The sequence below is a fragment of the Mycolicibacterium neoaurum genome, from assembly GCF_036946495.1.
GTDB classification, from domain to species: Bacteria; Actinomycetota; Actinomycetes; order Mycobacteriales; family Mycobacteriaceae; genus Mycobacterium; species Mycobacterium neoaurum_B.
Map to the genome: position 1 here is coordinate 348,848 of NZ_JAQIIX010000002.1, position 12,002 is coordinate 360,849.

Sequence of the window (12,002 nt, forward strand, 5' to 3'; positions counted from 1 at the left end):
CGCGCTAGAAACCGAGTCACAGCTTGGCGCCGAGCGATTCTGCCTTCTTCGCCAGGTCGTCGAGACCGCCGATGAGGAAGAACGCCTGCTCGGGCAGGTGATCGAACTCGCCCTTGGCCAGCTTGTCGAAGGCCTCGATGGTCTCCTTGAGCGGAACGGTCGAACCCGGCTGGCCGGTGAACTGCTCGGCCGCCATCATGTTCTGGCTCAGGAAGCGCTCGATCTTACGGGCGCGGTACACCAGCACCTTGTCCTCTTCGGACAGCTCGTCGATACCAAGGATGGCGATGATGTCCTGGAGATCCTTGTAGCGCTGCAGGATCCGGATGACTTCCTGGGCGACGCGGTAGTGCTCGTCGCCGACCACGCTGGGGTGCAGGATCGTCGAGGACGATGCCAGCGGATCCACCGCGGGGAAGATGCCCTTGGAGAACACCGCACGCGAGAGCTCGGTGGTGGCGTCGAGGTGGGCGAACGTGGTGGCCGGCGCCGGGTCGGTGTAGTCGTCGGCGGGCACGTACACGGCCTGCATCGAGGTGATCGAGCGACCGCGGGTCGAGGTGATGCGCTCCTGCAGCTCACCCATCTCGTCGGCCAGCGTCGGCTGGTAACCCACGGCCGAAGGCATCCGACCGAGCAGGGTCGATACCTCGGAACCGGCCTGGGTGAACCGGAAGATGTTGTCGATGAACAGAAGCACGTCCTGGCCCTGCTCATCGCGGAAGAACTCCGCCATGGTCAGTGCCGACAGGGCCACGCGCATACGAGTGCCCGGCGGCTCGTCCATCTGGCCGAACACCAAGGCGGTGTCCTTGAGCACGTTGGCGTCCGCGAGCTCGACCCACAGGTCGTTACCCTCACGGGTGCGCTCCCCCACGCCGGCGAACACCGAGGTGCCGCCGAAGTTGCGGGCGATGCGGTTGATCATCTCCTGGATCAGAACGGTCTTGCCGACGCCGGCGCCACCGAACAGGGCGATCTTTCCACCACGCACATACGGGGTCAGCAGGTCGACGACCTTCAGACCCGTCTCCAGCATCTCGGTGCGGGGCTCCAGGTCGGCGAAGGCCGGCGGCTTGCGGTGGATGGACCAGTGCTCGAAGTCCTTGCCGTAGCCGGGCTCGTCGAGGCAGTCACCGAGGGCGTTGAACACGTGGCCCTTGACGCCGTCGCCGACGGGCACCGAGATCGAGGCACCGGTGTCGGTCACATCCTGGCCGCGGACCAGGCCGTCGGTGGGCTGCATCGAGATGCAGCGCACCAGGTTGTCGCCGAGGTGCTGGGCGACCTCGAGGGTCAGGGTCTTGGCCAGCGCGCCGAAGGTGATGTCGGCGTGCAGGGCGTTGAGCAGTTCGGGCACGGCGCCACGCGGGAACTCGACGTCGACCACGGGGCCCGTGATGCGGACAACGCGACCCGTCGTGGTCTTGGTCTCTACGGCAGTCATATCTCTTCTTCGCTTTCGCTCTTACGTCGGCCTATTTGGCGTCGGCCAGCGCGTTGGCGCCACCGACGATCTCGCTGATTTCCTGGGTGATCTGCGCCTGACGCTCGCGGTTGGCCGCCAGCGTGAGTGCCTTGATCAGATCGTCTGCGTTGTCGGTGGCCGACTTCATGGCACGCCGGCGCGAGGCCGACTCCGAGGCAGCCGCCTCCAGCAATGCGGCGTACACGCGGGTGGCGATGTAGCGCGGCAACAGGGCGTCGAACAGCGTCTCGGCGTTCGGCTCGAACGAGAACAGCGTGCGCGGGCCGTCCTCGGGCTCCTCGTCACCCACGTACTCGACGACCATCGGGGCGACCCGCAGTGCCACCGCGGTCTGCGACAGCATCGAGCGGAACTCGGTCGACACGATGTGGATCTCGTCGACGCCGACGATGCCGTCGGCACCGCCGTCGTCACCGTCATCGTCGGCACCGGACATGAACGCCGCCACCAAGGTGTCGGCGATCTCCTTGGCGTGCTCATAGGTCGGACGCTCGGAGAAGCCGGTCCACGACTCGGAAACCGAACGCTGGCGGAAGTTGTAGTAACCCAATGCCTTTCGTCCCACGACGTAGAGCACCGGATCCTTACCCTCGTCGCGCAGCAACGAGAACAGCTCCTCGGCACGGCGCAGCACGTTGGCGTTGTACCCACCGCAGAGCCCGCGGTCCGAAGAGACCACCAGAACGGCGGCCCGCTTCGGATTGTCCCGCGGGACCAGCAAGGGGTGATCCAGCGCGCTGGCACTGGCCAGCTCGGTGAGCATGTTGGTGATCTCGGTGCTGTACGGCCGGGCCGCATCGACCCGCGCCTGCGCCTTGGCGATCCGCGACGTGGCGATCAGCTCCTGGGCCTTGGTGATCTTCTTGATCGACCCGGCGGAGCGGATACGTCCGCGTAGCTCGCGCAGTGTGGCTGCCATTGGTTACCTAGGCCTTCTTGGGAGCAGGCTTACGGACCTTGACCGATTCCTTCTCCAGATCCTCGGGATCCAGAGCCTCGGAGTCGGCCTCGTTGACGACGACGGAGCTACCGTCGCTCGCCGAGAAGCCCTTCTTGAAGTCGTTGATGACATTGACCAGCTTCTCCTCGGCCTCCTCCGAGAGCTTCTTGCTCTCCCGGATGCAGTCGAGGATGTCGGAGTGGCTGGCCTTCACATGCTCCAGCAGCTCGTCGACGAAGCGCGAAACATCTTCGGCGGGAACCGAATCCAGGTGTCCCTGAGTGCCAAGGAAGATGGCAACGACCTGGTCTTCGACGGCGAGCGGGCTGTACTGGGGCTGCTTGAGCAGCTCGACCAGCCGCACGCCGCGGTCCAGCTGCGCCTTGGAGGCCGCATCCAGATCGGAGGCGAAGGCCGCGAAGGCCTCCAGCTCGCGGTACTGCGACAGGTCCAGACGCAGCGAACCGGCCACCTCTTTCATCGCCTTGATCTGCGCGGCGCCACCGACGCGGGACACCGACACACCGACGTTGACGGCGGGGCGGACACCCTGGTTGAACAGGTCGGACTCCAGGAAGCACTGACCGTCGGTGATGGAGATGACGTTGGTCGGGATGAACGCCGAGATGTCGTTGGCCTTGGTCTCGATGATCGGCAGACCCGTCATCGAACCACCACCGAGCTCGTCGGACAGCTTCGCGCAACGCTCCAGCAGCCGGGAGTGCAGGTAGAAGACGTCACCGGGGAACGCCTCGCGGCCCGGCGGGCGACGCAGCAGCAGCGAGATGGCGCGGTAGGCGTCGGCCTGCTTGGTCAGGTCGTCGAAGACGATCAGGACGTGCTTGCCGTCGTACATCCAGTGCTGGCCGATGGCCGAACCGGTGTAGGGGGCCAGCCACTTGAAGCCGGCGGGATCGGATGCCGGAGCGGCGACGATGGTGGTGTACTCCATGGCGCCACCCTCTTCGAGAGCGCGCTTCACGGAAGCGATCGTGGTGCCCTTCTGGCCGATCGCGACGTACACGCAGCGCACCTGCTGCTGCGGGTCACCGGTCTCCCATGCCTGACGCTGGTTCAGGATGGTGTCGACGCAGACCGCGGTCTTGCCGGTCTTGCGGTCGCCGATGATCAGCTGACGCTGGCCACGGCCGATCGGGGTCATCGCGTCGATGGCCTTGATACCGGTCTGCAGCGGCTCGCCGACGCCCTGGCGCTGCACGACCGAGGGGGCCTGCAGTTCCAGTTCGCGGCGGGTGTCCGAGGCGATATCGCCCTGGCCGTCGATCGGCTGCCCGAGCGGGTTGACCACACGACCCAGGAAGGCGTCACCGACCGGAACCGAGAGAACCTCGCCGGTGCGCTTGACCTGCTGGCCCTCTTCGATCTTGTTGAACTCGCCCAGGATCACGGCGCCGACGCTGTGCTCGTCGAGGTTGAGCGCCACGCCCAGCACGCCGCCCTCGAACTCGAGCAGCTCCTGGGTCATGACCGAGGGCAGGCCCTCGACGTGGGCGATGCCGTCACCGGCATCGACAACGGTGCCGACCTCTTCCCGCTCGGTGTCGGCGGAAAACGAGGATACGTAGTCCTCGATGGCACCTTCGATATCAGAAGCGGAGATTGTCAACTCTGCCATGGTTTTTCGTCTTCCTACCTTTGATCTGGGTGATAAGTCTTCTGGATCAGTCCGGCAGCTGGGTCTGCGCTGCAGCCAAGCGGGACGCGATGGAACCGTCGATCACCTCGTCACCGACGGTGATCGACAGACCACCGAGCAGTTCCGGATCGACATGCAGTTGCACGGACACCGGGTGCCCGTAGATGCGGGTCAGCACGGCGGTGAGCCGCTCTTGCTGGGCATCGGTCAGGTCCGCGGCGGCACTGACATGCGCGACGATCTCACCGCGGCGGGCGACCGCCAGCTCGGCGAGATCGATGACGGCCTCGTCGGCACGCTCGCCACGCAGCAGCGTCACCGTCTGGGCCAGCAGTGCAGCCGCAGTGGAGTTGCTCGCGTCACCGACGACCTTGTCCAGCAGCGCGACTCGGCCTTCGGCGGGAGTCGTGTAATCGCTGAGCAGTGCGCTCAGCCGCGGCTCGGCATCCAGGACGCGGCCGAAGCGGAACAGGTGATCCTCGACCTCGTCCACCTCACCGGCGACGCCGGCGCGCTGCAGCAGGGCCAGCCGCGCGGTGTGCTCGATACCGTCGATCAGGTTGGCCTCCGTGGACCAGCGCTGTGAAACGGCGGTGCGGACGAGCGTGAGGGCGGGGTCGCCGATCTTGCCGCCCAGCAGCTTGTCGGCGAGCACGACCTTGGCCGTCGGATTGTCCGTCGGCTCGGCCAGATGCTTGTTCAACGTCGACTCGCTGAGCAGCAGCTTGGCAACGGCGGTCAGATCATCGGCCAGCGCCGTCAGGCCGTCGGCATCCAGACCGCCTGCCACCGAATCGAATTCGGACACCAGGTTGGCCAGGGCCTCACGGCTGGCGGCCCGCAGGCCCACTGTCGCGCCGGTCTCGATAGTGACTTCCGAAGGAGCCATCTGGTCGAGATCGTCGAGGAAGCGGTCGACCGTGGCTGCCTGCGCGGCCGGGTCGGCGACATGGGCGCGCACCAGTTCGGCGGCCTTGGTCACGGCTTCCTCACCGAGGCCCATCCGCAACTGGCGAACGACCTGCTGGCGCAGGAGCTGCACCTGCTGGCCGCCCTGGGCCTTGATGCGCTCGGCATCCTGGCCGGCCTGCTCGGCCAGCTGCGCTTTGATCCGCTCGGAGTCATGGCGTGCCTCGTCGGTGACGTGGCTGGACTCCGCGGCGGCGTCGGCGAGCGCCTTGGCGTGCATCGCATCGGCATCAGCGAGCTTCTTTGCCGCCTCGGCACTTTCGGCAAGGGCGACGCGGATGGCCTCCTGCTGCTTGACCATCAGCCCCTTGATCAGGGGAACCACCCATTTGCTGAGGATGAACACGATGACGGCAAAGCCGATCAGCTGTCCGATGAATATCGACATCTACCTATTTCCGTCCCGAATTCACGTCGACGCCGAGGATGCGGCTGGCCAGGGCGGCCGAGAGGCCATCCACTGACGAGGACAACTCGGCTTGAGCAGCGGTGCCCTGTTGGGACAGCTGCTCATTGGCCTGGCGTACCGTCTCGGCGACCTCTCCGCTGGCCTCGGCGCGCTTGGCGTCGACGACCTGGCGGCCCTCATTGCGTGCCTCGTCCCGAAGAGCCGATGCCTCGGCGCGTGCGCCGGCCATCGCCTCGTCGTAGTCGGCCTGCGCAGCAGCCACCTGTTCGGCGGATTTGCGGCTGTCGGCCGCGGTCTTGGCCAGCATGGCCTCGCGCTCGGCCAACACCTTGCTGATCGGCGGCACCACCCACTTCCAGATCACGCCCAGCGTGATCAGGAAGATGAGCAGCACTGCGAAGAAGGTGCCGTTGGGGATCAGGAAGTTACTGGTCCCCCCGCCCTCTTCGGCCGCGAGAATGGTCGTGGTGACTTCACCCATGTGGCAGGTTCTTAACCCTGGAGGCCGGGCGTGGCGAAGACGAACAGCGCCATGAAGGCCAGGTTGATGAAGTAGGCGGCCTCGACCAGACCGACGGTGATGAAGAACGGCGTGAACAGCCGGCCCTGCGCCTCGGGCTGCCGGGCGATGCCCGAGATCAGCGCGTTACCGGCGATACCGTCACCGATACCGGCGCCGATGGCACCGCCACCCATGATCAGACCGCCACCGATCAGAGCGCCAGCAGTGATGATGGCGTTGGGATCGAGTTCCATTACTTTCTTCCTCCTTGTAACTGGCGGCGGTGCCACCAGGACTGCTTCATTCGGGTCGTGCGGGTCTCGTTAGTGCGCGTGCTCTTTGGAGTCGTGATCGTCGTGAACTTCCATCGCCTGGCTGAAGTACAGAATGGTCAGCAGGCTGAAGATGAAGGCCTGGATGAGGCCGACGAACAGGTCGAAGGTCTTCCAGATGGCATTGGGCGCCCACTGGATGTACCAGGGGAACATCGCGATCAGGCCCACCAGGATGCCGCCGGCGAAGATGTTGCCGAAAAGACGGAGGGCCAGCGAGATCGGCTTGGCGATCTCTTCGACGATGTTGATCGGCGCCAGGAAGGCCACGTGGCCCTTCACGACGGCCACCGGGTGACCGACGATGCCCCGGCGCCACACGCCTGCCGCGTGGTAGCAGATGAACACGAACAGGGCCAGCGCCAGCACGAAGTTGATATCCGAGGCCGGGGGCTTGTAGATCTCGCCCGCGGCACCGTCGGATCCGCCGTACTGCCACGGGAAGACGGCCAGCCAGTTCGAGATCAGGATGAACGCGAACAGCGTCACGGCCAGCGGTAGGACGAACGGCGCGATCTTCATGCCGATCGAACTCTCGATCTGCTGGCGCATCTGGATGGTCAGGGCCTCCCAGAACAACTGCACGCCTCCGGGAACACCGGTCGAGGTGACCTTGGAGCGCAGATAGAACGCCAACCCGATGATGATCAGCGCCGTGATGGCGGTCGCCATGATCGTGTCGCCGTTGAAGGTCATGCCGAAGAGTTCGAACACCATGACGTGGTGCCCGACGTGGATGGCGGCGCCACCCTCTTCGGCGGCGAGAATGGTTTCAGTCATGCCCGTGCGCTCAGCCCTTCGAATCCGATGCAGGGACGTCTTCGACGTCCAAACCGTTGGCGCGGATCTTCCGCAGTACCGGGATGCTGGTGCTCATCACCAACAACGCCTGGAAGATCGCCAGCCCGAACAGCACGGCGATACCGCCGTGACCCTTGAAAAAGATTGCGATTGCCAGCCCGACCGCCGTGATGACCAACAGACGCGTGGCGGAGTTTACGGCCATCTTCTTCTTCAGCGGATGGTCTTCCATCGTGATCGACTCGACGGCCCGGCGCACCAAGAGCGCGTTGAGCAAACCGAGTCCGAGTCCGATGCCGAAGAAGACGCCGAAGAAGATGTGACCTACGAAACCGGCCGCGCCGACGGCCAAAGCGGTGAGGGCAACGCACACCACCAGCAGACGCACCGGACGGAAAGCGACTGAGGGGAACACCAAGGGCGCATCATGCGCTGGTGTCGTCACCTGGTTCACCTCAATCCCGCGGCGTCGAGGGGCGTGGTCGTCTGGTCTGTCAATAACACTGAAAACTGCAAAATCCCTGTGCGTGCCCGCCGAGAATATCGGAGGGCAGCAGGCTCGCTGAACTCACCCAAGGGGAAGCTCCCTTTGTCGGTCGTGTATCGGCACCGATCGGTCTGCTCAACCGATGGGCCGGGCCGGCAACCCGCGAGGTTTTTCGGGTTATGAGGCGAACGGTACCACAAGGTAGGAGGCACAAAAACAGGCCTACTACTTTTCGTCGTACACCGGCGTTCACGGCTCATCAATCGGACTGTTTCGGCCCCGCAGCAACGGAATCACGGTGACGACGCCGGCGACGATGATCGCGGCGAGCATCACCGCGCCGGTGTAGCGCGGGTCGAAGAAGATCGTGCTTGCGGCGCCGAGGGCGACGATGCCGACCCACATGTAGATCAGCAACACCACGCGGCGATGCGAGTGGCCGATCTGCAGTAGCCGATGGTGCAGATGCATCTTGTCGGGGCTGAACGGGCTCTTACCCGCCCGGGTGCGGCGCACGATGGCCAGCAACATGTCCAGCGCGGGAACGAACATCACCGCGACCACCAGCAGGAACGGCGACAGCAGCGCGAAGACGTCCCGGGCGCCGTAGGCGTTCTGCGATATCGGGCCTGCCGCCGTCGTCGACGCAGCGGCCAGCATCAGACCGATGAGCATCGAGCCCGAGTCGCCCATGAAGATCTTCGCGCGATGGAAGTTGTGCGGCAGGAAGCCCAGACAGGCACCGGCGAGCACCACCGAGATCATCGCCGGCGGGTAGAACAACACGTCACCGCCGTGGTCGCGCAGCAGCCCCACCGAGAAGATGCAGATCGCCAGCGCGGTGATCAGCCCGAGTCCGGCCGCCAACCCGTCCAGGCCGTCGACGAAGTTCATCGCGTTGACGATCGAGACCGTCAGCGCCAACGTCAGCAGGATCGAGGTGACCTGGTCGAGCACGATCGTGCCGACGCCGCCGAACGGTATGTAGAGCACGCTCCAGGCCACGCCCATCGTGACCAGCACACTGGCCGCGGTGATCTGGCCGGCGAACTTGGTCAGCGCATCGAGGCCCCACCGGTCGTCGATCAGACCGACGACCATGATGAGCCCACCGGCGACGACGACGGCCGGCATGCCGGTGGAATAGACGAAACCCCGGTTCAACGCCGGCAGTTGCGAGGCCAGCAACACCGCAGCCACCACCCCGATGTACATGGCGAGCCCGCCCATGCGCGGGGTCGGCTGAACGTGCACATCGCGCGTGCGCGGATAGGCGACCGCACCGGTCCTGATCGCCAGCACCCGTGCCCACCCGGTCGCGAAGTAGGTGATGATCGCCGCGGTCAGGCCCACCAGCGCGAGCTCACGAAGGGGTACGCCGGCACCCCGGTCCGACAGCGCGAGCAGTCCGTCGGCCAGCGGTCGGTCAGCCAGCAGAACCATCGGCGTCCTCGGGCGCGAGGGCGGCCGCGTCGATACCGAGCACGCGGGCGATGTCGGCGACCGGGACCGGGCCCTCGCGCAGCACCCGGGGCTCCGGCCCGGACACGTCGACGATGGTCGACGCGGCGCCCTGCGGCGACGGCCCGGCATCCAGGTAGACCTCGACCCGCTCCCCCAGCTGTGCGTGGGCATCGGCGGCGGTGAGCGCGGCCGGGAAACCCGAGACGTTGGCGCTCGACACCGCCATCGGTCCGACCTCGCGCAGCAGGTCGATGGCGACCGGATGCAGCGGCATGCGCAGCATCACCGTGCCGTTGGCGTCGCCGAGGTCCCACTGCAACGACGGCGCGTGGCGGACGACGAGGCTCAACGCGCCGGGCCAGAAGGCCTGGATGAGCTCGCGCGCGGCGGGCGGCACGGCGTAGACCAGCCCGTCGATGGTGTGCCAGGACCCGACCAGCACCCCGACCGGCATATCGCGGCCGCGGTTCTTGGCCGCCAGTAGCGCGCCCACCGCAGCGTTGTCGAAGGCATCCGCGCCGATCCCGTAGACCGTGTCGGTGGGCATCACGACCAGCCGCCCGCCCTTGGCCGCGCTGATCGCCGAGGCCAGACCGCTGGCACGCTGATCGGGATCGGAGCAGTCGAAGGTTGCGCTCATGACGTTCAGCTTCTCACCGCGGTCACGAAACGCGGACGGCCGGTCAGGTCGCGGCGCGCCGTGATGCCGTCGAACGCGCCGTGTCCGGCGAAAACGTCGGCGGTGGCCGCCGATGTCGTGTCGTCGTGCTCGACGCCGATCTGCCCGCCGGGACGCAGCAGCCGCGCCGCCAGCTCGACGATCGGCCCGATGACGGCCATCCCGTCGGGTCCACCGAACAGGGCCTGGTGCGGATCGTGTTCGGCCACTTCGGGTTCCAGTGCGGCACCGTCGGGGATGTAGGGCGGGTTGGCGACGATCAGTTCGACGGCTCCGTCGAGTTCGGCGAGCAGACCGGGCTCGGTGACGTCGGCGTGCACCAGCTCGACCCCGGACCTTGCGGTGTTCGTCCGCGCATAGCGCAGAGCCTCCGGTGATCGCTCCACGGCGATCACCCGGGCGTCGGGGCGGTGGACGGCCAACGCCAACGCCAACGCCGCCGAACCGGTACAGAGATCGACGATCACGCCGCCGGTCGGCACCGGCACGGTGTGCGCCCACTCCAGCAGGGCCTCGGTCTCGGGCCGCGGGATGAACACCCCGGGGCCCACCGTCAGCGTCACCGGACCGAACGCCGCGGTGCCGATCAGGTGTTGCAGCGGGACACGCTGCGCCCGCCGGTCGACGAGGTCCCGGTACCGGGCTGCGAAATCGGGTTCGGGCTCGACGAACGAGAGCAGGCCGCGGTCCACCCCGGCGATATGGGCGGCCAGCTGTTCGGCATCGGCGCGCGCCGAGTCGATTCCGGCGGCCGCCAGGATGGCAGCAGCGTCGGTGATCTGCCGCCGCAGTCCGCTCATCGGGTCACGCCTGTTGGAGCCGGGCCTGCTTGTCGGCGGCAGCCAGGGCGTCGAGCAGCGCATCCATGTCCCCGTCGAGCACCTGGTCGAGGTTGTGCGACTTGAAGTTGATGCGGTGATCGGCGATGCGGTTCTCGGGGAAGTTGTAGGTGCGGATGCGCTCGCTGCGGTCGACGGTGCGGATCTGGCTGGCCCGGTCCGCCGACGCGTCGGCCGAGGCCTGCTCTTCGGCCAGCGCCTGTAGTCGCGCGGCGAGCACCACCATGGCGCGGGCCTTGTTCTGCAACTGGCTGCGCTCGTTCTGGCAGGTGACCACGATGCCGGTCGGCAGGTGGGTGATGCGCACGGCCGAGTCGGTGGTGTTGACGCCCTGGCCGCCCTTACCGGAGCTGCGGTAGACGTCGATGCGCAGATCGGATTCGTCGATCTGGACTTCCTCGACGTCCTCGGGCTCGGGGTAGACGAGCACGCCCGCGGCCGAGGTATGCACCCGTCCCTGCGATTCGGTGACGGGCACCCGCTGGACGCGGTGCACGCCGCCCTCGAACTTCATCCGCGACCAGACGCCGTCGGCGGAGTCGCCCTTGCTGGCGATCGTGATGGTGGCGTCCTTGTAGCCACCGAGATCCGACCAGGTCTCGTCGAGCACGCTGACCGTCCAGCCGTGGCGTTCGGCGTAGCGGATGTACATCCGGGCCAGGTCGGCGGCGAACAGCGCCGATTCCTCGCCACCCTCACCGGATTTCACCTCGAGCACGACGTCGTCGGCATCGTGCGGATCGCGCGGCGCCAGCAGATCGGTCAGCTTGGCATCCAGGTCGGCGACGGTCTTCTCCAGCTCGGGCACCTCGGCGGCGAACGCCTCGTCCTCGCCGGCGAGCTCACGGGCGGCCTCCAGGTCGCCGCGGGCGGCCTCCAGCTTGCGATAGGTCGACACGATCGGCGAGACCTGGGCGAAACGGCGCCCGACCTTGCGGGCGGCACCGGCGTCAGCGTGCAGCGCCGGGTCGGCGAGTTGGCGCTCGAGGTCGGCGTGCTCGGCGAGCAACGCCTCGATCATGGGCGCGGTATCAGTCACCGGCAAACCTCCCTGCAAACGCAGATCGGCGCCCGGCCTGACACGTGGACAGGAACGGGCGCCGATCGGACAACTAGTTCTCGGCTGCGGCCTTCGTGTTGCGCTTGCCGTAGCGCTTCTCGAAGCGAGCGACGCGGCCGCCGCTGTCGAGGATCTTCTGCTTGCCGGTATAGAACGGGTGGCACTGCGAGCAGACCTCGACCACGATGTGGCCGCTGTCCTTGGTGCTGCGGGTGGTGAAGCTGTTACCGCAACCGCAGACCACGGTGGTCTCGGCATAGTTGGGATGGATACCCGATTTCATGGTTTTCCTCTTCAATCGTTGGCCGCCGGGTCGCCCGAGCCCAGACCTGGGAGTCTTCGAGCGTGAACCGGAACCGAGGGTCGACGGTCCA

13 protein-coding genes are annotated in these 12,002 nt (G+C 66.6%); all 13 read right to left on the bottom strand.

Features of this window, described 5'->3' with window-relative positions:
* Window positions 1-16 precede the first annotated feature (16 nt).
* Window positions 17-1,447, bottom strand: coding sequence for a F0F1 ATP synthase subunit beta (gene atpD, locus PGN27_RS07095; protein WP_213449281.1), 1,431 nt, complete (start codon window positions 1,445-1,447; stop codon window positions 17-19).
* Window positions 1,448-1,478: 31 nt separating this feature from the next.
* On the bottom strand, window positions 1,479-2,408 hold the full coding sequence (locus tag PGN27_RS07100) for a F0F1 ATP synthase subunit gamma (protein ID WP_213449280.1): 930 nt from the start codon (window positions 2,406-2,408) through the stop codon (window positions 1,479-1,481).
* Between the two features lie 7 nt (window positions 2,409-2,415).
* The gene (gene atpA, locus PGN27_RS07105) at window positions 2,416-4,065 is read right to left on the bottom strand and encodes a F0F1 ATP synthase subunit alpha (RefSeq protein WP_335325520.1); all 1,650 of its coding nucleotides are present in this window, start codon (window positions 4,063-4,065) and stop codon (window positions 2,416-2,418) included.
* Between the two features lie 46 nt (window positions 4,066-4,111).
* Window positions 4,112-5,443, bottom strand: a complete 1,332-nt coding sequence (locus PGN27_RS07110; RefSeq protein WP_335325521.1) for a F0F1 ATP synthase subunit B/delta — start codon at window positions 5,441-5,443, stop codon at window positions 4,112-4,114.
* Between the two features lie 4 nt (window positions 5,444-5,447).
* Complete coding sequence (locus tag PGN27_RS07115) at window positions 5,448-5,945, bottom strand: F0F1 ATP synthase subunit B (RefSeq protein ID WP_335325522.1); 498 nt, start codon at window positions 5,943-5,945, stop codon at window positions 5,448-5,450.
* An 11-nt stretch (window positions 5,946-5,956) separates the two neighbouring features.
* Window positions 5,957-6,220, bottom strand: coding sequence for a F0F1 ATP synthase subunit C (locus tag PGN27_RS07120; protein WP_019512447.1), 264 nt, complete (start codon window positions 6,218-6,220; stop codon window positions 5,957-5,959).
* A gap of 69 nt (window positions 6,221-6,289) precedes the next feature.
* The gene (gene atpB, locus PGN27_RS07125) at window positions 6,290-7,078 is read right to left on the bottom strand and encodes a F0F1 ATP synthase subunit A (protein ID WP_036461945.1); all 789 of its coding nucleotides are present in this window, start codon (window positions 7,076-7,078) and stop codon (window positions 6,290-6,292) included.
* A 10-nt stretch (window positions 7,079-7,088) separates the two neighbouring features.
* A complete protein-coding gene (locus PGN27_RS07130) occupies window positions 7,089-7,544 on the bottom strand; it encodes an ATP synthase subunit I (protein WP_335325523.1) in 456 nt (151 codons plus the stop codon).
* A 291-nt stretch (window positions 7,545-7,835) separates the two neighbouring features.
* Window positions 7,836-9,029: a glycosyltransferase family 4 protein gene (locus tag PGN27_RS07135; RefSeq protein ID WP_335325524.1), complete on the bottom strand. Its 1,194-nt coding sequence runs from the start codon at window positions 9,027-9,029 to the stop codon at window positions 7,836-7,838.
* Complete coding sequence (locus tag PGN27_RS07140) at window positions 9,013-9,690, bottom strand: L-threonylcarbamoyladenylate synthase (RefSeq protein ID WP_335325525.1); 678 nt, start codon at window positions 9,688-9,690, stop codon at window positions 9,013-9,015. Before PGN27_RS07140 ends, PGN27_RS07135 begins: the two co-directional genes overlap by 17 nt.
* Before the next feature lie 5 nt (window positions 9,691-9,695).
* The gene (gene prmC / locus PGN27_RS07145) at window positions 9,696-10,529 is read right to left on the bottom strand and encodes a peptide chain release factor N(5)-glutamine methyltransferase (RefSeq protein ID WP_335325526.1); all 834 of its coding nucleotides are present in this window, start codon (window positions 10,527-10,529) and stop codon (window positions 9,696-9,698) included.
* A gap of 4 nt (window positions 10,530-10,533) precedes the next feature.
* A complete protein-coding gene (prfA, locus tag PGN27_RS07150) occupies window positions 10,534-11,607 on the bottom strand; it encodes a peptide chain release factor 1 (protein WP_335325527.1) in 1,074 nt (357 codons plus the stop codon).
* A 73-nt stretch (window positions 11,608-11,680) separates the two neighbouring features.
* Window positions 11,681-11,911 carry a 50S ribosomal protein L31 gene (gene rpmE, locus PGN27_RS07155; protein WP_019512454.1) on the bottom strand — a complete coding sequence of 77 codons (231 nt, stop codon included), beginning with the start codon at window positions 11,909-11,911 and terminating at the stop codon, window positions 11,681-11,683.
* Between the last annotated feature and the right edge of the window lie 91 nt (window positions 11,912-12,002).